This window comes from Pseudomonas sp. ChxA, assembly GCF_030263855.1.
In the GTDB taxonomy this organism is placed as follows: Bacteria; Pseudomonadota; Gammaproteobacteria; order Pseudomonadales; family Pseudomonadaceae; genus Aquipseudomonas; species Aquipseudomonas fluorescens_CB.
In genome coordinates, this window is the sequence record NZ_JARPMK010000002.1 from 1,424,403 (window position 1) to 1,450,082 (window position 25,680).

The following is a 25,680-nucleotide window of genomic DNA, read 5'->3' on the forward strand; positions in this document are numbered from 1 at the left end:
CGGCCCCTCCTTTCCTTAACAGCTGACAAGGACGCATGTTTAAGTGAACCAGAACTGGCATGGCACCCTGATTCGCCACATGCTTCTGTTGATCACCGGTTGCTTGGTGGTGGGCTTGATCAGCGGCTACTACGGCTGGAGTCTCGCAGTCGGTATCGGCCTGTACCTGGGCTGGACCCTCAAACAATTGCTGCGCCTGCATGAATGGCTGCGCCAGCACAAACCCGACGAAGCACCACCCGACGGCTACGGCCTGTGGGGCGAGGTGTTCGACAGCATCTACCACCTGCAACGCCGCGACCAACGGGTTCGCGGGCGCCTGCAAGCGGTGATCGACCGGGTACAGGAATCCACCGCCGCGCTCAAAGACGCGGTGATCATGCTCGACAGCGACGGCAACCTGGAATGGTGGAACCGCGCCGCCGAGACCCTGCTGGGCCTCAAGACGCCCCAAGACAGCGGCCAGCCGGTGACCAACCTGGTGCGCCACCCGCGCTTCAAGGAGTACTTCGAACAGGAGAACTACGAAGAAGCGCTGGAAATCCCCTCGCCCACCAATGACCGCGTGCGCATCCAGTTGTACCTGACGCGTTATGGCAACAACGAGCACCTGATGCTGGTGCGCGACGTGACTCGCATTCACCAGTTGGAACAGATGCGCAAAGACTTCGTCGCCAACGTCTCCCACGAACTGCGTACGCCGTTGACGGTGATCTGCGGCTACCTGGAGACGCTGCTGGACAACGTCGACGAGATCAACCCGCGCTGGAGCCGTGCCCTGCAGCAGATGCAGCAGCAGGGCTCACGCATGCAAACGCTGCTCAATGACCTGCTGTTGCTGGCCAAGCTGGAAGCCACCGATTACCCGTCGGACAACCATCCGGTGGCGGTGCAAAGCCTGCTGCAGACCATCAAGAATGACGCCCAGGCGCTTTCCGGCGAGCGCGGGCAACAGATCACCCTGGAAGCCGACCCGCAGGTATTGCTCAAAGGCAGCGAAGGTGAGTTGCGCAGCGCGTTTTCCAACCTGGTGTTCAACGCCGTGAAGTACACCCAGGACAAGGGCAATATCCGCATCCGCTGGTGGAGCGACGAGCACGGCGCGCACTTGAGCGTGCAAGACTCTGGCATCGGTATCGACGCCAAGCACCTGCCGCGCCTGACCGAACGCTTCTACCGCGTCGACTCAAGCCGCAACTCCAACACCGGCGGTACCGGGCTGGGCCTGGCGATCGTCAAACACGTGCTGTTGCGCCACCGCGCACGGTTGGAGATCAGCAGCGTACTGGGGCATGGCAGCACCTTCACCTGCCATTTCCCACCGGCGCAGGTGACCCGCTCGCGGGTGATCGGGAATGATGAATAACCCGAAAACAACGTAAATCCAAGTGTGGGAGCTGGCTTGCCTGCGATAGCGGTGGGTCAGCTGAAAATACGTCAACTGACAGGCCGCTATCGCAGGCAAGCCAGCTCCCACATTGAATTTGTGTGGTTTGGCAGAAGGCTTTCCACGCTCCGCCCGGCAGCGGGCACTAGGCAAGCGCCCCGTCAGCCGCTACATTGGCCGACTTGCGCCTGCCTTTCAGGCCTATCTGCCACCACTTATTGAACACACGGAACCTGCAAAACCCCATCATGGACCCTTCCCCTGGTATCACCCTCGCTACACTCTTTGCCGATTTCGGCATGATTCTTTTTGCACTGATCCTGGTACTGCTCAACGGTTTCTTCGTTGCGGCGGAATTTGCCATGGTCAAACTGCGCGCCACTCGGGTCGAGGCCATCGCCCACAAGAACGGCTGGCGCGGGCAGATCCTGCGCACCGTCCACAGCCAGCTCGACGCCTACCTGTCGGCCTGCCAATTGGGTATTACCCTCGCCTCCCTGGGCCTGGGCTGGGTCGGTGAACCGGCCTTTGCGCACATCCTCGAGCCATTGCTGGGCGCCATCGGCGTGCAATCGCCTGAAGTGATCAAAGGCGTGTCGTTTTTTGCCGCCTTCTTCGTGATTTCCTACCTGCACATCGTGGTCGGTGAATTGGCCCCCAAGTCCTGGGCAATTCGCAAACCCGAGCTGCTGTCGCTGTGGACGGCGGTGCCGCTGTATCTGTTCTACTGGGCCATGTACCCGGCGATCTACCTGCTCAACGCCAGCGCCAACGCCATTTTGCGTATTGCCGGCCAAGGCGAGCCTGGCCCGCACCATGAGCACCATTACAGCCGCGAAGAACTCAAGCTGATCCTGCACTCCAGCCGTGGCCAGGACCCAAGCGACCAAGGCATGCGCGTACTGGCTTCGGCCGTGGAAATGGGCGAGCTGGAAGTAGTGGATTGGGCCAACTCCCGCGAAGACCTGGTAACCCTGGACTTCAACGCCCCGCTCAAGGAAATCCTTGCGCTGTTCCGCCGCCACAAATTCAGCCGCTATCCGGTGTATGACGCCGATCGCAATGAGTTTGTCGGCTTGCTGCACATCAAGGACCTGCTGCTGGAGCTGGCAGCCCTGGACCACATCCCCGAGTCATTCAACCTGGCCGAGCTGACCCGCCCACTGGAGCGCGTCTCGCGGCACATGCCGCTGTCGCAGCTGCTTGAGCAGTTCCGCAAAGGCGGCGCGCACTTTGCCCTGGTGGAAGAAGCCGACGGCAAAGTCATCGGCTACCTGACCATGGAAGACGTGCTGGAAGTGCTGGTCGGCGATATTCAGGACGAACATCGCAAGGCCGAGCGCGGCATCCTCGCCTACCAGCCAGGCAAACTGCTGGTGCGTGGCGACACGCCACTGTTCAAGGTGGAGCGCCTGCTGGGCGTGGACCTGGACCACATCGAAGCGGAAACCCTGGCGGGCTTGATCTACGACACGCTCAAACGCGTGCCGGAAGAGGAAGAAGTGCTGGAAGTTGAAGGCTTGCGCATCATCATCAAGAAGATGAAAGGGCCGAAGATCGTGCTGGCCAAGGTGTTGCTGCTGGATTGACGCCTTAATTGCCCAACGCAAAGTTGGGCAATTTGCCAAGTGGCTGGTTGAACTCATACGGAATCGAAACCAGCCCGGCCTCAGAAGCCGTCTGCACCACAAAATGCAGATACGGCCCGCTGCTGTTGCCGGTATTGCCCGATAACGCCAGCGCGCTTCCCACCGCCACATGCTGCCCTGGCCTGACGCTGACCGAACCTTGCTTGAGGTGCAGGTACACGTCCTCGGTGCCGTCATCGTGGCGTATGCGCACGAAATTTCCTGAGGCATCCCCCCCACGCCCCGCCTGCTGGTTTTCAGTCTTCACCACCACACCGCTACGTGCCGCAATGATCGGTGTGCCTTCCGGCATGGCGATGTCCATGGCGTAGCGGCTCCTGGCGTCGGTGTGGCTGAAGGTGCCATTAGGGCCATGGGTCAAGCGCAATGGAACCGTGGCCAGCCCGCAGCACAGGACCAGGCGAATGAACATGGCGTACCTGCCGGGATGACTGAACGGCAGGCTAGCAAGGGTTGCTGGCAGCTCTAAGCGGGCAGCGCGGTAAAGCAGATATCCACATTCATCTGAGCAGCGGCTGACAGGTTGACCAGCGCATCGAGGGAAAACTTGTCGATCTTGCCGTTGAGCATGTCGTTCAAGCGCGGCTGACTGATACCGAGCCTTTGGGCCGCGTCTTTCTGAGAAAGCTCCCAACTGCGGATGGCGTTGCACAACTCCAACAGTAATTTTGAGCGCAGGCGCATATTGGCGGCTTGTTGGGGCGTGTCTTCCAGAGCATCCCAGACGCTGCTGAAACGTTCGGTGTGGATTTTTGAGTCTGTCATGGGCTTAACCTATCTCCTGCAATCTGGCACGAGCCAGTTCGATATCCCGCCCTTCGGTTTTCTGTGTGGTCTTGCGCAGCGCGTGCAGCACATAGACCGCTTCCGGCCGATTGACCACGTAGAACACTCGAAACGCTCCTGATTCCTCAGTGATCCGAATTTCGCTGACGCCCCTCCCGATAGTCTTCATCGGCTTGCAATCAAAAGGCTGTTCACCCTGCTGCAAGAGGTCCAACTGAAAGCCGGCAGCCCTTCGGGCGTCGAGAGGGAATTCTTTGAGATCCTTGAGCGAGCTTCCTAAAAACACCACATCCTTGTGCCTTGGCATTGGCTTCTCCTTTCCTGGAAAGAAGAAGCCTAATCGACGATTCAGCCAGAGGCGCTAAGGGTGTGTTTCAAGGCATAGCAAAGGCTCGATAACTGACGCGTTATCGAGAGAATATATCGGAACAGATATAAATCAAGCGACCCAACGGGAATCAGACGGTCGGTCGATTCCCTTGATTCAGGCGATCACGCACCCGGCACAAAATGCTTCTGCGCCGTACCGCGCGCGATCAGGCGGGAGATGTAATCGAGCTTCTGCGCATCCTGATCGATAAACCGGAAGGTCAGTTGCAACCAGTCGCTGTCAGGCCTTGGCTCATAGGCGACAACGGCGTGCAGGTAGCCGTTGAGGCGCGCGACTTCGGCGTTTTCGCCTTGCTCAAGGTCGAGCACGGCACTTTCCAGTACTTGCGGCAGCACTTCACCGCGACGGACCACCAGCAGCGCTTCCTTGATGCTCAACGCCTTGATCACGCATTGCTGGTTGCCGCTGGACAGCCGCAGCTGGCCTTGGCCGCGACCGCCGGCAGGCGAGGCCGCAGCGGCTTGCACCGGCGGGCTGTTGAGCAGGCCTTTGCTTGGGGCAGCCACCGGCGCCGGTTTGGCCGCTTCGGGCTTGCCGCCGGTCAGGGCGTTCAGTGAGTCGTTGCCGAAGGCCGAATTCATCTTGGTCGGCGCGCTGGCGATGAGGGCGTCGAGGCGGCCGATCTTGTGCAAAGCCTGCTTGACCTTGTTCAGCAGCTGCTCGTTGGTGAACGGCTTGCTGACATAACCGGAAACCCCGGCCTGAATGGCTTGCACCACGTTTTCCTTGTCGCCACGGCTGGTCACCATCACGAACGGCATGGCCTTCAGGTGCGCTTGCTCACGGCACCAGGTCAACAGCTCAAGGCCGGACATCTCGGGCATTTCCCAGTCGCACAGCACCAGGTCGAAGGTCTCGCGCATCAGGATGGATTGCGCCTTTTTGCCGTTCACCGCGTCTTCAATCTTGATACCCGGGAAGTAGTTGCGCAGGCACTTCTTCACCAAATCGCGGATAAACGAGGCGTCGTCCACCACCAATACACTGACTTTACTCATCGACCCTTCACCCTATTAAAACGTCGGCACGCAAAACGCCTGACTGATGGCATTTTGCCAAAACCCGCTGGTCACAGAAGGACTTTATTGCTCCTGCTGCGCAAAAAAATTCAGATGCCGCAAACGAAAACGCCCGACCAAAGGCCGGGCGTTAATTTCTCGGGCAACCTTACTTATCGTCAGATTCGCCCGGAACATTAGGGATTTGATCAGCAGTGCCTTCAACTTCGGCTTTCATGCGCTTAAGGCCCATGTGCCGCACGTCGGTGCCGCGCACCAGGTAAATCACCAGTTCCGAGATATTGCGCGCGTGGTCGCCGATACGTTCCAGGGAACGCAGTACCCAGATGATGTTCAAGACCCGCGAGATAGAGCGCGGGTCTTCCATCATGTAGGTGGCGAGCTCGCGCAGTGCGGTCTTGTATTCGCGGTCGATGGTCTTGTCGTATTGCGCCACCGACAACGCCAATTCGGCGTCGAAGCGGGCGAACGCGTCCAGCGCATCGCGCACCATGTTGCGCACTTGGTCACCGATGTGGCGCACTTCCACATAACCGCGTGGCGCTTCGCCTTCTTCGCACAACTGGATAGCGCGGCGGGCGATTTTGGTGGCTTCGTCGCCGATGCGCTCCAGGTCGATCACCGACTTGGAGATGCTGATGATCAGACGCAGGTCGGAGGCCGCCGGCTGGCGACGGGCCAGGATGCGCAGGCATTCTTCGTCGATGTTGCGTTCCATCTGGTTGATCTGGTCATCGATCTCGCGCACTTGCTGGGCCAGGCCCGAGTCGGCCTCGATCAGCGCGGTGACCGCATCGTTGACTTGCTTCTCCACCAGCCCGCCCATCGCCAGGAGGTGGCTGCGCACTTCCTCAAGCTCGGCGTTGAACTGCGCGGAGATGTGGTGGGTAAGGCCTTCTTTGCTAATCATGGGTTTGCTCCGCAAAAGCTGTAAGCCGCAAGCTACAAGCTGCAAGCTGATGTGTGTCGTTGATCAAACTGCTTCCACTTGCCGCTTGAAACTTGCGGCTTGCAGCTGGGGCTAGCCGTAACGACCGGTGATGTAGTCTTCGGTTTGCTTCTTCGCCGGGTTGGTGAACAAGGTGTCGGTGTCGCCGAATTCCACCAGCTTGCCCATGTACATGAACGCGGTGTAGTCGGAAACCCGCGCCGCCTGTTGCATGTTGTGGGTCACGATGACGATAGTGAACTTGGACTTGAGTTCGTAGATCAGCTCTTCGACTTTCAGCGTCGAGATCGGATCGAGTGCCGAGCACGGTTCGTCGAGCAGCAACACTTCCGGCTCCACGGCGATGGTGCGGGCGATCACCAGACGCTGCTGCTGGCCGCCGGACAGGCCGAGTGCCGAGTCGTGCAGGCGGTCCTTGACCTCGTCCCACAGCGCCGCGCCTTTCAAGGCCCACTCAACGGCTTCGTCGAGGATGCGTTTTTTGTTGATGCCCTGGATGCGCAGGCCATACACCACGTTTTCGTAGATGGTCTTGGGAAACGGGTTCGGCTTCTGGAACACCATGCCCACGCGACGACGCAGCTCGGCCACGTCTTCGCCCTTGCGGTAGATGTTAGTGCCGTACAGGTTGATCGCGCCTTCTACACGGCAACCGTCAACCAGGTCGTTCATGCGGTTGAAGGTGCGCAGCAGCGTGGACTTGCCGCAGCCGGACGGGCCGATAAAGGCGGTCACGCGCTGCTTGGGGATGTTCATGCTGACATCGAACAGCGCCTGCTTTTCACCGTAGTACAGGCTCAGGCCCGGTACTTCGATGGCCACGGTTTCCTGGGCCAGGCTCAGGCTCTGCTTGTCGCGACCCAGGGCCGACATGTTGATGCCGTGGGTGTGGGTTTCATGTTGCATGGGATGCTCCCTGTGCTACCAATTCGTTTGGTTGAACCGCCGGGGCGGTTTACTCAAAAATCTGTGTCTATCTCTGGACCCTTGAGGAGCTGGCTTGTGTGGGAGCTGGCTTGCCTGCGATAGCATCACCGCGGTGTGGCTGACACACCGCGGTGCCTGCATCGCGGGCAAGCCCGCTCCCACACAAGCCAGCCCCCACTGGGGATCGCATTAGCTGTCCAGCGCCTTGTATTTTTCGCGCAGGTGGTTACGAATCCACACGGCCGACAAGTTCAGCGTGGCGATCACCAGCACCAGCAACAGCGCGGTGGCGTACACCAGCGGGCGTGCCGCTTCGACGTTGGGGCTCTGGAAGCCGACGTCATAAATATGGAAGCCCAGGTGCATGATCTTCTGGTCCAGGTGCAAGTACGGGTAGTTGCCGTCCAGCGGCAGCGACGGTGCCAGCTTGACCACACCGACCAGCATCAGCGGCGCCACTTCGCCGGCGGCACGGGCCACGGCGAGGATCATGCCGGTCATCATCGCCGGGCTGGCCATCGGCAGCACGATCTTCCACAGCGTTTCCGCCTTGGTTGCGCCGAGTGCCAGGGAACCTTCACGCACGGTGCGAGGAATCCGCGCCAGGCCTTCTTCGGTGGCCACGATCACCACCGGCACGGCCAGCAGCGCCAGGGTCAGCGAGGCCCACAACAAGCCCGGTGTACCGAAGGTCGGTGCCGGCAGGGCCTCGGCGAAGAACAGGCGGTCAACCGAGCCACCCAGTACATACACAAAGAAACCCAGGCCGAACACGCCGTAAACGATGGCCGGTACGCCAGCCAGGTTGTTCACCGCAATACGGATAATGCGGGTCAGCGTGTTCTGCTTGGCGTATTCACGCAGGTACACCGCCGCCAGCACACCGAACGGGGTCACGATCATTGCCATGATCAGCGTCATCATCACGGTGCCGAAGATGGCCGGGAAGATCCCGCCTTCGGTGTTGGCTTCCCGTGGGTCGTCGCTCAAGAACTCCCAGACCTTGCTGAAGTAGAAACCAACTTTGGTCAGGGTGCCCATGGCGTTCGGCTGGTAGGCATGCACGACTTTGCCGATGCCGATTTCGATTTCTTTACCGTTGCCGTCGCGGGCTGTGAGGCTGTCACGGTTGAACTGGGTGTGCAGGTCGGCCAGGCGGGCTTCGATGTCTTGGTAACGGGCATTCAGCTCGGCGCGGCCGGAGTCCATGTCAGCCTGGGCGGCAGCGTCGAGCTTGCCTTCCAGCTCCAGTTTGCGGCCGTGCAGGCGGATGCGTTCAAGGCCTGCGTTGATCGCGCCAATGTCGGTTTTCTCAAGGCTCTTGAGCTGGGCCGCCAGCTTGTTCACACGATCGACGCGGGCTTGCAGCTCCGGCCATGCGGCTTCGCCTTCGGCGATCACCTTGCCATCTTGCTTGACGTTGACCAGGGTGCCGTAGAAGTTGCCCCACTCACGACGTTCAATGGCCATCAGGTTCTTCGGCGTGGTCTGGTCTTTCAACCACTCGCCGACGATCCAGGTGAAGTCGTTGCCATTCAAGTCGCGGTTACCGACCTTGATCAGCTCGCGGGTCATGAATTCCGGGCCTTGGTCCGGCACCGGCAGGCCCGCGCTTTTCAGGCGTTCGCGCGGCACTTCTTCCTTCTGCACCACCTCGCCGATGACGATATGGTTTTCCTGGCCTGGCACGCTGTAGTTGGCCTGGATCAGGTCGGCCGGCCAGAAGTGGCCCAAGCCACGCACGGCAATCACGGCCAGCAAACCAATGGTCATGATGACCGCGATGGACACCGCGCCACCGCTGATCCAGACGCCAGGGGCGCCGCTCTTGAACCATCCATTCAGGGAGTTCTGTTTCACAGACTTCTACCTTTCTTAAAGCGACGAGTATTTCTTGCGCAGACGCTGACGGATCAGCTCCGCGAGGGTGTTCATGATGAAGGTGAACAGCAGCAGCACCAGCGCCGAGAGGAACAGCACGCGGTAGTGACTGCCACCGACTTCCGACTCAGGCATCTCCACCGCGACGTTGGCCGCCAATGTGCGCAGGCCTTCGAACAGGTTCATCTCCATCACCGGCGTGTTACCGGTGGCCATCAGCACGATCATGGTTTCACCCACTGCGCGGCCCATGCCGATCATCAGTGCGGAGAAAATGCCCGGGCTGGCGGTCAGGATCACCACGCGGGTCATGGTCTGCCATGGCGTGGCGCCCAGGGCCAACGAGCCCAGGGTGAGGCCGCGCGGCACGCTGAACACGGCGTCTTCGGCGATGGAGTAGATGTTCGGGATCACCGCAAAACCCATGGCCAGACCGACCACCAGGGCGTTGCGCTGGTCGTAGGTAATCCCTAAGTCGTGGGAGATCCACATGCGCATGTCGCCGCCGAAGAACCAGGTTTCCAGGTATGGGCTCATGTACAGCGAGAGCCAGCCCACAAACAGGATCACCGGGATCAGGATCGCGCTTTCCCAGCCATCCGGAACCCGCAGGCGCAGCGACTCAGGCAAACGGCTGAAGACGAAACCGGCGACCAGGATGCCAATCGGCAGCAACATCAGCAGGCTGAAAATCCCGGGCAAGTGCCCTTCTACATACGGCGCCAAGAACAGGCCGGCGAAGAAACCGAGGATCACCGTCGGCATCGCTTCCATCAATTCGATCACCGGCTTGACCTTGCGGCGCAGGCTCGGGGCCATGAAGTAAGCGGTGTAGATTGCCGCAGCCACCGCCAGTGGCGCCGCCAGCAGCATGGCGTAGAACGCAGCCTTGAGGGTACCGAAGGTCAGCGGGGCCAAACTCATTTTGGGTTCGAAGTCGGTGTTGGCGGCGGTCGATTGCCAGACGTACTTAGGTTCGTCGTAGTTTTCGTACCAGACCTTGCTCCACAGCGCACTCCAGGACACTTCCGGGTGCGGGTTGTCGAGCAGCAGCGGTTGCAGCTTGCCGCCGGCTTCGACGATCACACGGTTGGCGCGTGGCGACATGCCGAACAGGCCTTGGCCATCCACCACCGGATCGACCAGCAGGGTGCGATGCGCGGTGCTGTGGAACACGCCGAACTTGCCCGATGCGTCGAGGGCGGTGAAGCCTTTGCGACGTTCCTCGGCGGTGATTTCCACGATAGGCGCGTTGCCCATCTGGAAGGTGCGGATCTGCTTCAGGCGTTGCTCGCCGTCCGGGTCACGGGCCATAAACCATTGGGCCAGGCCACCCTTGGAGTTACCGACGATCAGCGAGATACCACCCACCAACTGAGTGCTGGCGGTGATTTCGGCGTTGCCGTCTTCCAGCAGTTTGTAGCGCCCGTTGAGGCTGTTGTCGCGCAGGCTGAAGACGTCGGCGAGGGCGCGGCCGTTGACCACATACAACCACTGCTGGCGTGGGTCGACGAAAATCGCCTTCACCGGCTCAGTCATTTGCGGCAGCTCGATGCGCTTCTGCTCACTGGTGACTTCACCGGTCATCATGTTTTCTTCGCGGCTCAGGCTCAGTACGTTCAAAAACGAACCGGCGGAGCCTGCAACCACCAGCGATGAATCGGTGGCGTTGAGCGCGACGTGCTCCAGCGGGCGGCCCTGCTCGTCGAGGACGATAGGCGTTTCGCCGTAAGGGTATTCAATGGCCGGCGTAATGGTCTTTTTGCCGTCCGGGTAGGACACCTTATAGGTGTGGCGGAACACCAGGGACTGGCCATTGGACAAACCGAGGATCACCAACGGGCTGCCTGGCTGGTCTTTGCCGATCGAGGCCACAGTGGCGCCCGCAGGCAACGGCAGGTCGACACGTTTGAGCTCGGCACCGGTGCTCACATCAAAGAACAGCGCCTGGCCCTTGTCGGAAACCCGCATGGCAACTTGGTTCTGTTCTTCGAGGGAGATCATCAACGGCTTGCCGGCATCCTGCATCCAGGCGGGTGTCAGCGCGTCTTCCTTGGTCAGCGAGGCACCTTGGAACAGTGGCGCGACTACATAGGCCAGGAAAAAGAAGATCAGGGTAATGGCGCCGAGCACGGCGAGGCCGCCGATCAACACATACCAACGGGTCAGGCGATCCTTGAGCGCGCGAATACGGCGCTTGCGTTGCAGCTCAGGCGTATTGAAATCAATACGCTTGGGGGGAGAAGTCGTCGTCATGGTGGAATTGGCCAGATCATTCATGCGCACACCCTAGCGATCCTGTATGACAGAAAGATGACAATGCAGTGACGCAACAAAGCCGCCGCGTAGCAGAGCTGGCAGCGGACTAAAAATTAGGGGTGTAGACGGGCTTAAGGAGCAAGGGATTACTGTGGCGAGCAAGCTTGCTTGCGCTGGGGTGCGAAGCGCCCCCAAGGCTTGCGACTGCTACGCAGTCGAACGGGAGCAAGCTCCCTCGCCACAGCAAGCCCGCTTCCACAGGGCCCGCTGCTACACCAATTATTGCAGGCTTAGTTGCCTTCTTTCAGGCCCAGGTCAGCCAGTGCCTTGGCGGCAACTTTGGCTGGCAGTGGGATGTAGCCGTCTTTCACTACTACTTCCTGGCCCTGCTTCGACAGCACCAGTTTCACGAACTCAGCTTCCAGCGGGGCCAGAGGCTTGTTCGGGGCTTTGTTGACGTACACGTAGAGGAAGCGCGACAGCGGGTATTTACCGTTCAAGGCGTTTTCTTCGCTGTCTTCGATGAAGTCAGTGCTGCCTTTTTTGGCCAGGGCCACGGTCTTCACGCTAGCGGTTTTGTAGCCGATGCCCGAGTAACCGATGCCGTTCAGCGAGGAGCTGATCGACTGCACGACCGAAGCCGAGCCTGGTTGTTCGTTGACGTTTGGCTTGTAGTCGCCTTTGCACAGGGCTTCTTCTTTGAAGTAACCGTAGGTGCCGGATACCGAGTTACGACCGAACAGTTGAACTGGCTTGTTGGCCAAGTCGCCGGTCACACCCAGGTCGCCCCAGGTTTTAACGTCGGCTTTAGCGCCGCACAGACGCGTCGAGGAGAAGATCGCATCGACTTGTTCCATGGTCAGGTGCTGGATCGGGTTGTCCTTGTGCACGAACACGGCCAAGGCATCCACGGCAACCGGGATAGCGGTTGGCTTGTAGCCGTACTTCTGCTCGAAGGCCGCCAGTTCGGTGTCCTTCATTTTGCGGCTCATCGGGCCCAGGTTGGAGGTGCCTTCAGTCAGCGCAGGAGGTGCAGTGGCGGAGCCGGCAGCCTGAATCTGGATGTTGACGTTCGGGTATTCCTTTTTGTAACCCTCGGCCCACAGGGTCATCAGGTTAGCCAGGGTATCGGAGCCGACGCTGGACAAGTTGCCCGACACACCAGTGGTCTTAACGTAAGCCGGAATTGCCGGATCAACACCAGCGGCCACCGCGTTGGCGGTCGCAACGCCAGCAGCGACAAAAGTCATTGCCGCCATCAAACGTTTCAGTTTCATGCCTTGCTCCTAGCAGATAGGGATAGTTGGATCGGGGCCAAGTATCGGTAGGCCGTGTGAACACTCTATGTCTGGAATATGACAATTAGATGAAAGGCCAGTATTTATGAAAAACCTGACAGGAAGGGAGAAGTGCAATAAATCCGGGGCTTGCGAGGAGGTTTAGGCGCTTGGAGCGATGTTTCAGAAACACTCTGTAATCGTTGGCAGAACCAAAACCCTGTGGCGAGGGAGCTTGCTCCCGCTGGACTGCGCAGCAGTCCCGTTTCTGGGGCCGCTACGCGACCCAGCGGGAGCAAGCTCCCTCGCCACAGGGTTACATCAGCGTCCGCGCTTCCACAGGTAGCCGCCCACCGCCATCCCCATTACACACAGGACAGCCACGTAGTAAGCAGGGCCCATCGGGCTTTCCTTCATCAGCAGCGATACCGCCAGTGGCGTCAAACCACCAAATACGGCGTAGGCCACGTTATAGGAGAATGACAAACCGCTGAAACGCACCACCGGCGGGAATGCTTTCACCATTACGTAAGGCACTACACCGATGGTGCCCACAAACAGGCCGGTCAATGCGTACAACGGGAACAGCCAGTCCGGGTGGGCCATCAGGCTGTGATACAGCGTCCAGGAAGTAGCCAATAGCAACGCGCAACCGGTGACCAAAACGCGACCGGCGCCAAAACGATCAGCCAGCGCGCCAGAGGCGATACAGCCCAGGCTCAGCGTAACGATCGCCAGGCTATTGGCCTGCAGCGCCACGGTCGGGCTGAAGTGGTAGACGGTTTGCAGCACGGTCGGGGTCATCAGGATGACTACAACCACACCCGCCGACAGCAACCACGTCAGCAGCATCGACAGCACAATGGCGCCACGGTGGTCACGCAGTACCGCGCGCAATGGCAGCTCGGCAGCCAGGGTTTTGCGCTGCTGCATCTCGGCGAAGATCGGTGTTTCATGCAGCCAGCGACGCAAGTACACCGACAGCAGGCCGAACACGCCGCCAAGCAGGAACGGGATACGCCACGCGTAATCCGAGACCTGCTCCGGGGTATAGAGGGTGTTGATGGCGGTAGCCACCAGCGAACCCAGCAAAATACCGGCGGTGAGGCCACTGGTGAGGGTGCCGCAGGCATAACCGATGTGGCGCGGCGGCACGTGTTCGGAGACGAACACCCAGGCGCCAGGTACTTCGCCGCCAATGGCGGCGCCCTGGATGACGCGCATCAACAGCAACAGCAGCGGCGCCCACAGGCCGATCTGTGCGTAGGTCGGCAGCAGGCCCATGATCAGGGTCGGCACGGCCATCATGAAGATGCTCAGAGTGAACATTTTCTTGCGGCCCAGCAGGTCACCGAAGTGCGCCATGATGATGCCGCCCAGCGGGCGGGCAAGGTAGCCGGCGGCGAAGATGCCGAAGGTCTGCATCATGCGCAGCCATTCGGGCATATCGACGGGGAAGAACAGCTTCCCGACCACCGTGGCGAAAAATACAAAGATGATGAAATCGTAGAATTCCAGCGCCCCGCCCAAGGCAGACAGCGACAGGGTTTTGTAGTCGTTGCGGGTCAGCGGGCGCGAAGGTTGCGCACTGCTTGCAGGCACGGAGGACATGGCAAGGCTTCTCTTATTGTCAGAACGGCGAACGCGAGACCCCGGCAAGCGCTGGGGTCGGTTCGGCACGATAACAAATCGCCCGCAAAAGCACAGCGTTGCTTAACGCCCGCGTTTCCAGAGGTAGGCGCCGACAGCCATGCCCATCACGCACACCAGCGCCACATAGTAAGCCGGGCCCATCGGGCTCTCTTTGAGCAGCAGTGACACAAACACCGGGCTCAGGCCACCCAATACCGCATAGGCCAGGTTGTAGGAAAACGACAGGCCACTGAAACGCACCGCCGGTGCAAAGCCGGTGACCATCACAAACGGCGCCGCCGTCACCGTGCCCACGAACAGGCCGGTCAGCATATAGAGCGGAAATAGCCACTCAGGGTGAATCGCCAGGCTGGCATACAGCGCCCAGCACACCACCATCAAGCCGAAGCAGCCAAACACCAACACCCGGCCCGCACCAATGCGATCGCATAGCTTGCCGGCAATCACCAGGCCCAGCGCCATGCTGACAATCGCCAGGCTATTGGCCTGCAGCGCGGTTTTGGCCGCGAAGTGGTAAACGCCTTGCAGCAGCGCGGGCGTCATCAGGATCACCACCACGACGCCAGCCGACAGAAACCAGGTCATCAACATCGACAGCACGATCGACTCACGGCTCTCGCGCAGCACCGTGCGCAACGGCACCTCCCGCGACAATGCCTTGCGCTGCTGCAACTCGGCAAATACCGGCGTTTCATGCAGCCAGCGGCGCAGGTACACCGACAACAGCCCGAACACTCCACCCAGCAGAAACGGAATGCGCCACGCGTAATCCGCCACCTGCTCCGGGCTATACGTGCTGTTAATGCCCGTGGCGATCAGCGAGCCGAGCAAGATCCCCAAATTCAGGCCCACCGACAGCACGCCCACTGCATAACCGATGCGCTTGGCCGGCACGTGCTCAGCCACAAAGATCCACGCGCCCGGCACCTCACCGCCAATCGCCGCGCCCTGGATCATGCGCATCAACAGCAAAAGTACCGGCGCCAACAGGCCGACTTGGGCATAGGTCGGCAACAAGCCGATGGCCAGGGTCGGCAGCGCCATCAGGAAGATGCTCAAGCTGAACATCTTTTTGCGCCCCAGCAGGTCACCGAAGTGCGCCATGACGATGCCGCCCAACGGGCGAATCAGGTAGCCGGCGGCAAAAATGCCGAAGGTCTGCACCAGGCGCATCCACTCGGGCATGTCCGGCGGGAAAAACAGCTTGCCCACCACCGCGGCAAAAAATACGAAGATGATGAAATCGTAAAACTCCAGGGCGCTGCCCAAGGCGGACAGCGCCAAGGTTTTGTAGTCAGTGCGCGTCAACGGGCGGGCAGCTTGCGCGGCGCTCGCGGGAACGGTGGGCATATCGGGCTTCTCTTCTAAAGGTGCTGACCCGGATAACAGCCCAGATGCCGCAAATATTCCCGGCGATAAGCACAGTTTCTGCAAAAAGCCGCGATACAGCGCAGATTTGCCGACCAAATGAGCTTGCAGAGGTCGTCGCCGCCACAGGGTCTCGATATACTCGGCCCGTGCAAGCGCCAAACCCGCTGTCTTGAGGGGCTGCTGTGCCAAAACGTTGTTGGATGACCTTAAGGGTGCGCTCCAGCCGCTTTGGCAGAGTTTCCCTTTAGTGCGCCTTACGAGAAACGTATCGAGCGGTGTATGTTGGTGCTGAAACGTTTTTCCAGAAGACGGCTATCCACTTGAAACACCCATGAAGCGTCACGGGTCAGAGGCACCCTCGGCATGATCGAACTCGAACAAGAAGATCCTATCCCGCAAGGCGATCTCGCCTTGCAAATCACCGCGCTGCCGCGTGAAACCAATGGGTTTGGCGATATCTTCGGCGGCTGGCTGGTCGCGCAGATGGACCTCGCCGGCACGGCCATGGCCAGTAAGGTAGCCGGCGGCCGCGTGGCCACCGTAGCGATTGATCGCATGGCATTCCTGGTGCCGGTGGCCGTCGGCGCGCAGCTCTCCTTCTATACCCAGGCCCTGGAAATCGGCCGCAGCTCGATCCAAATGATGGTCGAAGTGTGGAGCGACGACCCGCTGTCCAGTGAATGGCGCAAAGTTACCGAGGCAGTGTTTGTGTTCGTCGCCATCGATGGCAGCGGCCGCACGCGCTCGGTGCCGTCGCGCGCGCGTTAAACCTCGCCGGGTTTTGACGGTCAATTGCCCCATTGCCTGCCATAAAGAGTGCTTCGTATGCCTGTGCCCCACGTTGAAAGCGTAAAAATCGACGAGCTGGACTGCTGGCGCATCCGCCACAACGGCGCTGAATTGATGGTGGCCCAACAGGGCGCGCACATCTTCAGTTACCAGCGCCAGGGCGAACAGCCGCTGATCTGGCCAAACCCTGAAGCGCAGTTCAAGCAGGGCAAAGGCATCCGCACCGGCGTACCGGTGTGCTGGCCGTGGTTTGGCGTGTTCGACCGCAACCCTCAGAGCGTCAAGGCGATGCGCCAGAGCGAGCAACCGGCCGGTGCCCATGGTTTTGTGCGCACGGCACTGTGGGAGCTGGCTGCAAGCGAACTCGAAGGCCAAGCGCTGCGGGTGGATTTGGTGCTGCCAGTGCCCGCGGGTGGCTTCCCCGGCTGGCCGCATCAGGTCGACCTGACGCTGAGCCTGCTGCTGGACGATCAGTTGCACATCCGCCTGACCAGTCACAACCGTGGCACCGACACCGTGGCCCTCAGCCAAGCGTTGCACACTTACTTCGCTGTGAGTGACGTGCGCAAGGTGCAGGTCGAAGGGCTGGATGGGCTGGCGTATATCGACACCGCCGATGGCTGGACCGAGAAGAAGCAGACCGGCCTGCTGCACTTCAGTGCCGAGACTGACCGTATCTACCTGGATACGCCGGTGCAGTTGAATATTGTCGATAAGGATTGGCAGCGCCGCCTCCAGCTCACCAGCCAGGGTTCGCACTCGACCGTGATCTGGAATCCATGGACCGAACGCGCCAAGGCGTTTGATGACATGGCCGATGATGGCTGGCAGGGCATGCTGTGCATCGAGACGGCGAATGTGCTGGATGATGTGGTGAGCTTGGCGCCGGGTCAAACCCATACTTTGGGCGTGAGCATCGCCAGCTTCGCTCTGGAGTAAACGCTGATCAAAATGTGAGAGCCAGCTCCCACACAAGCCAGCTCCCACATTGATGGGGTGTTTGGCTTAGAGATCGGATTCTTTTACGGCCCTGACCTTCCCCGCATCCAGCGCGTACGCCGCGTCCGCCAGGTCATTGTTGACCTTCTCCACCTTCAACGTGCCGGTCACCCACAGCGGCGTGTAGATATCATCCAGCTTCAGCCCCTTGGGATAACGCACCAGCACCAACTGGTTAGGCGGCGGTGGCGGCACGTGGATGCACGCGCCTGGGTACGGCACCAGGAAAAACAGCGTGCTGCGGCCCTTGGCGTCGGTTTCCAACGGCACCGGGTAGCCGCCGATGCGGATGTTCTTGCCGTTCATGGCGGCCACGGTCTTGGTCGAGTACATCACCGCCGGCAAGCCTTTGCTTTGTTTCAAGCCACCTTTATCGGTGAACGTGCCTTGGGCTTCGGGGGAGTTGTGGTCGATCTCGGGCATGGCTTCGAGGGCTTTCTGGTCTGAAAGCGGCATCAGGTCGAGCCAATCGGTTTCCGGCAGCTCGCCGGCGTGCGCCAGGCCAGAGCCCAACAGGAGGAGTGTGAATAGAAGACGGCGCATGAAAAAGCTCGGCAAGTTCAGATGCCGAGCATTCTAGCCCTCTGCGCCTGCGCAGCGCAGAGGGCTTTGTCGCTTAGATCATTTCTTTTTCAGCAGGCCGTAGATCACCAGCAGCACGATGGCGCCGATCAGCGCGCCGAGGAAGCCCGCGCCTTGACCCGCCTGGTAGATGCCCAGGGCCTGACCACCGTAGGTGGCGACCAGGGAACCTGCGATACCCAGCAGGATGGTCATGATCCAGCCCATGCTGTCGTCGCCAGGCTTGAGGAAGCGCGCCAGCAGGCCGACGATCAAGCCGATAAATATGGTTCCGATGATACCCATGGCATTTCCCTCTGAATGAAGTGAACTACACCAAAGCCTAGTCAGACTTTAGCGTCCTGCAATCAGAGAGGCGGCGCTAACCAATGGTTCCCGCCGCCCCAAAGGTTATTGCTCGGCGATCAGCGCTTCGACCTTGAGGATCTGCGCCTCAAGGGTCGCACGGTCCTTGCAGCGCAGGTTGGCGTGGCCGACCTTGCGCCCGACCTTGAACGCCTTGCCGTAGTGATGCAGGTGGCAGTCATCAATGGCGATGACTTTTTCCACCGGCGGTACTACGCCGATAAAGTTGAGCATGGCGCTCTCGCCGACCTTGGCCGTGGAACCCAGTGGCAAGCCCGCCACCGCCCGCAGGTGGTTTTCGAACTGGCTGCACTCGGCGCCTTCGGTGGTCCAGTGCCCGGAGTTGTGCACGCGCGGGGCGATTTCGTTGGCCTTGAGGCCGCCGTCGACTTCAAAGAACTCGAACGCCATCACGCCGACGTAATCCAGCTGCTTGAGCACGCGGCTGGAATAGTCTTCGGCCAGGGCCTGCAGCGGGTGGTCGGTGCTGGCCACGGACAGCTTGAGGATGCCGCTGTCGTGGGTGTTGTGTACCAACGGGTAGAAGCGGGTCTCGCCATCACGGGCGCGCACGGCGATCAGCGATACTTCACCGGTGAACGGCACGAAGCCTTCCAGCAGGCAGGCAACGCTGCCCAGTTCGGCAAAAGTGCCGACCACATCGGCAGCAGTGCGCAGGACTTTCTGGCCCTTGCCGTCATAACCCAAGGTGCGGGTTTTAAGCACGGCCGGCAGGCCGATATTGGCAACGGCGGCGTCCAGGTCCGCTTGGGTCTGGATATCGGCGAAGGCCGGGGTCGGAATGCCCAGGTCCTTGAACATGCTCTTCTCGAACCAGCGGTCGCGAGCGATGCGCAAGGCTTCGGCGCTCGGGTATACCGGCACGAACTGCGACAGGAAGGCCACGGTTTCGGCCGGGACGCTTTCGAATTCGAAGGTCACCAGGTCGACTTCTTCGGCCAGTTGGCGCAGATGGTCCGGGTCGCTGTAGTCAGCGCGCAGGTGTTCACCCAAGGCCGCCGCGCAGGCGTCGGGCGCCGGGTCCAGGAAAGCGAAGTTCATCCCCAGCGGGGTGCCCGCCAAGGCCAGCATACGGCCCAGTTGGCCGCCACCGATTACACCGATTTTCATCAATCAATACCTTCAGGCGATACGTGGGTCTGGGTTGTCCAGCACGCTGTCTGTCTGCTCAGCACGGAATTTTTTCAGCACCGCGTGAAACTGCGGGTGCTTGGCGCCCAGGATGCTGGCGGACAGCAACGCGGCGTTGATCGCGCCGGCCTTGCCGATCGCCAGGGTGGCCACCGGAATACCGGCCGGCATCTGCACGATGGACAACAGCGAATCCACGCCCGAGAGCATCGACGACTGCACCGGTACACCGAGCACCGGCAGGTGGGTCTTGGCCGCACACATGCCTGGCAGGTGCGCCGCACCGCCGGCACCGGCGATGATTACCTCGATGCCACGGGATTCAGCTTCATCGGCATACTGGAACAGCAAATCCGGGGTGCGGTGGGCAGAGACCACTTTCACTTCATACGGAATGCCGAGTTTTTCCAGCATATCGGCGGTGTGGCTAAGGGTGGACCAATCGGACTTGGAGCCCATGATCACGCCAACCAATGCACTCATCGTCGTGCCTCTTCTCTCTGGGCGCCCGCAGGCGCGTCAAAAAACAACAAGCCACGCGGGAAATCCGGCGTGGCTTGGTGTACGAATTAAGGCCGGTTGGACCGGCCGAAGGCCGCGCAGTATACCGTAATAATCCAGATAAACAGCCCCTTGGATGACCATCTGTCTTACGGCGCAAAGTGGCGGTTTTATTGACTTTCAAGTCAGCGAACACAGCGCAATTTTCCTATGGAAACTGGATCAATGTGGGAGCTGGCTTGCCTGCGATAGCATCACCTCACGATGGCTGATGTACCGAGGCGCCTGCATCGCAGGCAAGCCAGCTCCCACAGTTGATCTTCATTGTGCTCAGGTGCTTTGTGCAGCCCCACCTTCCAGCTTGCGCCACAGCAGCCGCACGTTCGCCTTACGCACCAACGCGCAGCGGTACAGGCGAATCTCCAGCGGCACATGCCATTGCGAGCCGCCGCACACCACCAGTTCGCCCCGCGCCAGTTCGGCACGCACGCTCAACTGCGGCACCCAGGCGATACCCAAGCCTTCAAGGGCCATGCTCTTGAGACTGTCTGCCATGGCAGTTTCGTAAATGGTGGTGAAACGCAGGGCCCGCTGGCGCAGCAGCAAATTTACCGAGCGACCGAGAAAGGCGCCGGCACTGTAGGCCAGCAACGGCACACTGCCCTCGCCTTCCAGGTCGAACAACGGCTTGCCATCGGCATCGGCGGCGCACACCGGGAGCATTTCGGTGTTGCCCAGGTGCAGCGACGGGAAGATTTCCGCGTCCATCTGCATGGCCGCATCCGGGTCGTAGAACGCCAGCATCAAGTCGCAGCCGCCTTCGCGCAGGGCGTGCACCGCATCGCCGACGTTGGTAGCGACCAGCCGCGTGGCGATGTTCAAGCCCTCATTGCGCAGTTGCGCGATCCAGCGCGGGAAGAAGCCCAATGCCAGGGAGTGGGCGGCGGCCACTTGCATGACTTCGCCCTGCCCACCTTCCAAATGATGCAAATGGCGCAGCACTTCACCGAGCTGTTCTACCACAGTGCGCGCGGTGACCAGGAACAACTGCCCCGCCGCCGTCAGCTCGACGGGCGTGCGCGAACGGTTGACCAACGTCAGGCCCAACGCGGCTTCCAGGCTGCGGATACGGCGGCTGAACGCCGGCTGAGTGACGAAGCGCCGCTCCGCCGCCTGGGAAAAGCTGCGGGTGGCCGCCAGGGCGCTGAAGTCTTCCAGCCATTTGCTCTCAAGGTTCATCACTTCCTCCCACGGGTATGCACCATTTTGGCACACACGCCCGCCATGATAACCGGGTCACATCAACATTATGCCGTTTGTGCATAGGCCAGTGCTGAACAGCATTGGCCCAAAAACTTCTACAAGCCTAGCATTCGCAGCGTTCCGGCCTGTTCCGGGTCCATATCGAGATGATTTCCGTCATGTCCTCCGCTGCATCATTCCGCACAGAAAAAGACCTGCTTGGCGTACTTGAAGTACCGGCTCAAGCGTATTACGGCATCCAGACCCTGCGAGCGGTGAACAACTTCCGCCTCTCGGGCGTTCCGATTTCGCATTACCCGAAATTGGTGGTCGGCCTGGCAATGGTCAAGCAAGCAGCCGCTGACGCCAACCGCGAGTTGGGCCAGCTCAGCGAAGCCAAGCACGCTGCCATCAGCGAAGCCTGTGCCCGTCTGATCCGCGGCGATTTCCACGAAGAGTTCGTGGTGGACATGATTCAAGGCGGCGCCGGCACTTCAACCAACATGAATGCCAACGAAGTCATCGCCAACATCGCGTTGGAGGCCATGGGCCACAACAAGGGCGAATACCAGTACCTGCACCCCAACAACGACGTGAACATGGCGCAGTCGACCAACGACGCCTACCCAACCGCGATCCGCCTGGGTCTGCTGCTGGGCCATGACGCGCTGCTGGCCAGCCTCGACAGCCTGATCCAGGCGTTCGCCGCCAAAGGCGTCGAATTCAGCCACGTGCTGAAAATGGGCCGCACTCAATTGCAAGACGCCGTGCCAATGACCCTCGGCCAGGAATTCCGCGCCTTCGCCACTACCCTGGGTGAAGACCTGGCTCGCCTGAAAACCCTGGCACCGGAGCTGTTGACCGAAGTGAACCTGGGCGGCACCGCCATCGGCACCGGCATCAACGCCGACCCGCGTTACCAGGCCCTGGCCGTACAACGCCTGGCACTGATCAGCGGCCAGCCGCTGGTTCCGGCTGCCGACTTGATCGAAGCCACCTCCGACATGGGCGCCTTCGTGCTGTTCTCCGGCATGCTCAAGCGCACTGCGGTGAAGCTGTCGAAGATCTGCAACGACCTGCGCCTGCTGTCCAGCGGCCCACGTACCGGCATCAACGAGATCAACCTGCCGGCACGTCAGCCAGGCAGCTCGATCATGCCCGGCAAGGTCAACCCGGTAATCCCGGAAGCCGTGAACCAGGTAGCGTTCCAAGTCATCGGTAACGACCTGGCCCTGACCATGGCAGCCGAAGGCGGCCAACTGCAGTTGAACGTGATGGAGCCGCTGATCGCTTTCAAGATCTTCGACTCGATCCGCCTGCTGCAACGCGCCATGGACATGCTGCGCGAACACTGCATCGTCGGCATCACCGCCAACGAAGCCCGTTGCCGCGAGCTGGTGGAACACTCCATCGGTCTGGTCACCGCGCTGAATCCATACATCGGCTATGAAAACGCCACCCGCATTGCGCGTATCGCCCTCGAAAGCGGCCGCGGCGTGCTGGAGCTGGTGCGCGAAGAAGGCTTGCTCGACGACGCCATGCTCGACGACATCCTGCGCCCCGAAAACATGATTGCCCCACGTTTGGTCCCGCTGAAGGCCTAAGCGTTTGATGCACCGCTCACCAGGTTGAGGGACTAGACACCTCTCACCTTTTGAGGGCCTGAAGGCTCGTTCTTCAGGCCCTTTTTTTTGCCTCAAGGTTGTGAAATGAAGCCCATAAAAACTCCAATATCGCCCTGCAAACCCTCCTTGCCTGCCACCGCCTGGCTGAAACCTTTAATCGCCCCGTGCAGACGGATCACGCTCGCCTAGGTATAGTGCCGCCCCTCTCGCGTGCGCGGCCGTCGGTAACGAGGCCCGAAAACAACGCGAAACCGCATGAATAACAACACCCGCAAAAGGATTGGGGTCGAACCGTCGCGCACTGCCTGGTGCTATGCGAGGGCTCGCACCGTCCTGCGTTTGCCATTAGAAAAATCAGCGAGGAACACTCCATGCTCGAAGTCATCAACGACTTCCTCTCAGGGAAAGTACTGATCGTGCTCATTGTCGGGCTCGGCGGTTATTTCACGATCCGCTCGCGTTTCGTGCAGTTGCGTCACTTTTTCCACATGTTCTCGGTGTTTAAAGACAGCCTGAAGAGCAGCTCCGGCCAGCTCAGTTCCTTCCAGGCGCTGATGCTCAGCCTGGCCGGCCGCGTGGGTGCCGGTAACATCGCCGGTGTCGGCATTGCCGTGACCCTGGGTGGCCCGGGCGCCGTGTTCTGGATGTGGGTCACCGCGCTGGTGGGCATGTCCTCGAGCTTTATCGAGTGCTCCCTCGGCCAGTTGTACAAGCGCACCGATGCCGAAGGCACCTACCGTGGCGGCCCGGCTTACTACATCCAGCACGGTTTGCAGAAGCGCTGGCTGGGTATGGTCATGGCGTTCCTGTTGCTGGTGACTTTCGGTTTCGCCTTCAACGGCCTGCAAGCCCACGCCGTGACTCACTCGCTGAACAACGCCTTTGGCCTGGACACCACCTACACCGGCCTGGCGCTGGCGGTATTGCTGGGTCTGGTGTTTATCGGCGGGATCAAGCGCATCGCTTCGATTGCCGACCTGCTGGTGCCGGTCAAAACCCTGATCTACATCGCCGTGACCCTGTACGTGATCGTGCTGCAATTCGACCACGTACCGGCCATGCTCGCGACCATCGTCAAGAGCGCTTTCGGCCTCGACCAAGCCTTCGGTGGCCTGGTCGGCAGCGCGATCATCATGGGTGTGAAGCGCGGCGTGTTCGCCAACGAAGCTGGTCTGGGCAGTGCGCCTAACGTGGCAGCGGTGGCCTCGGTAGAGCACCCGATCGCCCAAGGCGTGGTGCAAGCGTTCAGCGTGTTCCTCGACACGTTCGTGATCTGCACCTGCACCGCGTTGCTGATCCTGCTCTCCGGTTTCTACACCCCAGGCTTTGAAGGCGACGGCATTGCCCTGACCCAGAACTCCCTGGCGGCGGTAGTCGGTGACTGGGGCCGCATGTTCATCTCGGTGGCCCTGGCGTTGTTCGTGTTCACCTCGATCATGTACAACTACTACCTGGGCGAGAGCAACCTGCGCTTCCTGGTGGGCAACAACCGCAAGGTGTTGATGGGCTACCGTGCGCTGGTGCTGGTGCTGATTTTCTGGGGTTCGATCGAGAACCTGAGCACCGTATTCGCCTTCGCCGACATCACCATGACCCTGCTGGCGTTCGTCAACCTGTTCGCCCTGGCGTTCCTGTTCAAGATTGCCATGCGCATCCTCAATGACTACGACAACCAGCGTGCAGCGGGCATCAAGACGCCGGTGTTCGACTCCAGCCAGTTCCCCGACCTGGACCTGGACCGCAAGGCCTGGCCGGCTAATCCGGCAAAGCCGCAAGCAATCGCATCGGCTGAACTGAGCGCTCAAGCGCAACGTTAATCACCGCTAGATGACACGCCGCCCGGCCTTGGGCATGCTCTGGGCCCGGCGGCGTTTTTCGTTCAGGAGATTTTTCATGCAACCAGCTAACAACGTGATGGTGCTCTACACCGGCGGCACCATTGGCATGCAGGCCAGCGCCAACGGCCTGGCGCCTGCGTCGGGTTTTGAAGCACGCATGCGCGAACAGCTTGTCGATGCCGCGCTACCGGCCTGGCGTTTTCAAGAGATGTCGCCACTGATCGACAGCGCCAACATGACGCCCACCTACTGGCAGCATCTGCGCAGCGCCGTGGTCGAGGCCGTGGACGCAGGCTGCGATGCGGTGCTGATCCTGCACGGCACCGACACCCTGGCCTACAGCGCTGCAGCCATGAGCTTTCAACTGCTGGGCCTGCCGGCGCCGGTAGTCTTCACCGGCTCCATGCTGCCGGCCGGCGTGCCCGACAGCGATGCCTGGGAAAACGTCAGCGGCGCCTTGACGGCCTTGGGCGAAGGCCTGGCGCCGGGCGTGCAGCTGTACTTCCACGGCGCGCTGATGGCACCGACCCGTTGCGCGAAAATCCGCAGCTTCGGTCGCCACCCGTTTGCGGCCCTGCAGCGCAATGGCGGCGTCGCCCAGGCCGACATGATCCCGGCCGCCCTGCATTACCGCCAGCCCAAAGCCGTGGCCAATGTCGGCGTGTTGCCGCTGGTGCCGGGCATCGCCGCCGCGCAACTGAACGCGTTGATCGACAGCGGCATCCAGGCGCTGGTGCTGGAATGCTTCGGCAGCGGCACCGGGCCGAGCGATAACCCGGAGTTTCTCGCCAGCCTCCAGCGTGCGCAGGATCAGGGCGTGGTCGTAGTCGCAATCACCCAATGCCATGAAGGCGGCGTGGAGCTGGACGTGTACGAAGCCGGCAGCCGCTTGCGCGGCGTGGGCGTGCTGTCCGGTGGCGGCATGACCCGCGAAGCGGCGTTCGGCAAGCTCAATGCCCTGCTCGGTGCCGGGCTTGAGGCCAGTGAAGTGCGCCGTCTGGTGGAACTGGACCTGTGCGGCGAACTGAGCTGACCGGCATGTAATTTGCTGCCCTTCC

Annotated in this window: 22 protein-coding genes and 1 pseudogene; 7 read left to right on the plus strand and 16 right to left on the minus strand. The window is 60.7% G+C overall.

Annotated elements, in window-relative coordinates; all coding sequences use genetic code 11:
• Positions 1-79 precede the first annotated feature (79 nt).
• Together phoR and P5706_RS32345 are read left to right on the plus strand one after the other, a co-directional pair.
• On the plus strand, positions 80-1,366 hold the full coding sequence (gene phoR, locus P5706_RS32340) for a phosphate regulon sensor histidine kinase PhoR (protein WP_207160897.1): 1,287 nt from the start codon (positions 80-82) through the stop codon (positions 1,364-1,366).
• A 269-nt stretch (positions 1,367-1,635) separates the two neighbouring features.
• Positions 1,636-2,976 (plus strand): hemolysin family protein, encoded by a 1,341-nt coding sequence (locus P5706_RS32345; protein WP_017135804.1) that lies wholly within the window; start codon positions 1,636-1,638, stop codon positions 2,974-2,976.
• Between the two features lie 4 nt (positions 2,977-2,980).
• On the opposite strand, the pseudogene P5706_RS32350 reads toward P5706_RS32345, so the two are convergent.
• From P5706_RS32350 to P5706_RS32400, 11 genes and pseudogenes are all read right to left on the minus strand, one after another.
• Positions 2,981-3,406 (minus strand): annotated as a pseudogene (locus tag P5706_RS32350) (M23 family metallopeptidase); the annotation flags it as partial.
• 95 nt (positions 3,407-3,501) lie between these two features.
• Complete coding sequence (locus P5706_RS32355) at positions 3,502-3,801, minus strand: helix-turn-helix domain-containing protein (RefSeq protein ID WP_200431085.1); 300 nt, start codon at positions 3,799-3,801, stop codon at positions 3,502-3,504.
• 4 nt (positions 3,802-3,805) lie between these two features.
• Positions 3,806-4,129, minus strand: a complete 324-nt coding sequence (locus tag P5706_RS32360; RefSeq protein WP_200431084.1) for a type II toxin-antitoxin system RelE/ParE family toxin — start codon at positions 4,127-4,129, stop codon at positions 3,806-3,808.
• Between the two features lie 185 nt (positions 4,130-4,314).
• Positions 4,315-5,211: a response regulator gene (locus tag P5706_RS32365; RefSeq protein ID WP_200431083.1), complete on the minus strand. Its 897-nt coding sequence runs from the start codon at positions 5,209-5,211 to the stop codon at positions 4,315-4,317.
• Between the two features lie 169 nt (positions 5,212-5,380).
• Positions 5,381-6,142: a phosphate signaling complex protein PhoU gene (gene phoU, locus P5706_RS32370; RefSeq protein ID WP_053258703.1), complete on the minus strand. Its 762-nt coding sequence runs from the start codon at positions 6,140-6,142 to the stop codon at positions 5,381-5,383.
• A gap of 111 nt (positions 6,143-6,253) precedes the next feature.
• Entirely contained in the window at positions 6,254-7,087 is an 834-nt protein-coding gene (gene pstB, locus P5706_RS32375; protein ID WP_017135801.1) for a phosphate ABC transporter ATP-binding protein PstB, read from the minus strand.
• Between the two features lie 210 nt (positions 7,088-7,297).
• Entirely contained in the window at positions 7,298-8,968 is a 1,671-nt protein-coding gene (gene pstA / locus P5706_RS32380) for a phosphate ABC transporter permease PstA (RefSeq protein WP_017135800.1), read from the minus strand.
• 15 nt (positions 8,969-8,983) lie between these two features.
• On the minus strand, positions 8,984-11,017 hold the full coding sequence (locus P5706_RS32385; RefSeq protein ID WP_285684964.1) for an ABC transporter permease subunit: 2,034 nt from the start codon (positions 11,015-11,017) through the stop codon (positions 8,984-8,986).
• A gap of 521 nt (positions 11,018-11,538) precedes the next feature.
• A complete protein-coding gene (locus P5706_RS32390; RefSeq protein WP_017135798.1) occupies positions 11,539-12,525 on the minus strand; it encodes a phosphate ABC transporter substrate-binding protein PstS in 987 nt (328 codons plus the stop codon).
• 321 nt (positions 12,526-12,846) lie between these two features.
• A complete protein-coding gene (locus tag P5706_RS32395) occupies positions 12,847-14,136 on the minus strand; it encodes an MFS transporter (protein WP_017135797.1) in 1,290 nt (429 codons plus the stop codon).
• Between the two features lie 102 nt (positions 14,137-14,238).
• A complete protein-coding gene (locus P5706_RS32400; RefSeq protein WP_285684523.1) occupies positions 14,239-15,528 on the minus strand; it encodes an MFS transporter in 1,290 nt (429 codons plus the stop codon).
• Positions 15,529-15,912: 384 nt separating this feature from the next.
• Between P5706_RS32400 and P5706_RS32405 the strand changes: the two genes are divergently transcribed.
• Positions 15,913-16,317, plus strand: coding sequence for an acyl-CoA thioesterase (locus tag P5706_RS32405; protein WP_003176975.1), 405 nt, complete (start codon positions 15,913-15,915; stop codon positions 16,315-16,317).
• A gap of 57 nt (positions 16,318-16,374) precedes the next feature.
• Positions 16,375-17,277, plus strand: a complete 903-nt coding sequence (locus tag P5706_RS32410; protein WP_285684525.1) for a D-hexose-6-phosphate mutarotase — start codon at positions 16,375-16,377, stop codon at positions 17,275-17,277.
• A 66-nt stretch (positions 17,278-17,343) separates the two neighbouring features.
• On the opposite strand, the gene P5706_RS32415 is transcribed toward P5706_RS32410, so the two are convergent.
• From P5706_RS32415 to P5706_RS32435, 5 genes are all read right to left on the minus strand, one after another.
• Positions 17,344-17,880, minus strand: coding sequence for a DUF3299 domain-containing protein (locus P5706_RS32415; protein WP_200431080.1), 537 nt, complete (start codon positions 17,878-17,880; stop codon positions 17,344-17,346).
• Positions 17,881-17,958: 78 nt separating this feature from the next.
• Complete coding sequence (locus tag P5706_RS32420; RefSeq protein WP_058424295.1) at positions 17,959-18,204, minus strand: GlsB/YeaQ/YmgE family stress response membrane protein; 246 nt, start codon at positions 18,202-18,204, stop codon at positions 17,959-17,961.
• A 105-nt stretch (positions 18,205-18,309) separates the two neighbouring features.
• Positions 18,310-19,395, minus strand: coding sequence for a 5-(carboxyamino)imidazole ribonucleotide synthase (locus P5706_RS32425; protein ID WP_285684532.1), 1,086 nt, complete (start codon positions 19,393-19,395; stop codon positions 18,310-18,312).
• A 12-nt stretch (positions 19,396-19,407) separates the two neighbouring features.
• Complete coding sequence (gene purE / locus P5706_RS32430) at positions 19,408-19,899, minus strand: 5-(carboxyamino)imidazole ribonucleotide mutase (protein WP_003195648.1); 492 nt, start codon at positions 19,897-19,899, stop codon at positions 19,408-19,410.
• A gap of 348 nt (positions 19,900-20,247) precedes the next feature.
• Positions 20,248-21,156, minus strand: a complete 909-nt coding sequence (locus tag P5706_RS32435) for a LysR substrate-binding domain-containing protein (RefSeq protein ID WP_200431078.1) — start codon at positions 21,154-21,156, stop codon at positions 20,248-20,250.
• A gap of 182 nt (positions 21,157-21,338) precedes the next feature.
• On the opposite strand from P5706_RS32435, the gene aspA reads away from it, so the two are divergent.
• From aspA to P5706_RS32450, 3 genes are all read left to right on the plus strand, one after another.
• Entirely contained in the window at positions 21,339-22,763 is a 1,425-nt protein-coding gene (gene aspA, locus P5706_RS32440; protein ID WP_053258714.1) for an aspartate ammonia-lyase, read from the plus strand.
• A 392-nt stretch (positions 22,764-23,155) separates the two neighbouring features.
• Positions 23,156-24,601, plus strand: coding sequence for an alanine/glycine:cation symporter family protein (locus tag P5706_RS32445; RefSeq protein ID WP_285684536.1), 1,446 nt, complete (start codon positions 23,156-23,158; stop codon positions 24,599-24,601).
• Between the two features lie 76 nt (positions 24,602-24,677).
• Positions 24,678-25,655: an asparaginase gene (locus tag P5706_RS32450; RefSeq protein ID WP_285684538.1), complete on the plus strand. Its 978-nt coding sequence runs from the start codon at positions 24,678-24,680 to the stop codon at positions 25,653-25,655.
• The last annotated feature ends 25 nt before the right edge of the window (positions 25,656-25,680 follow it).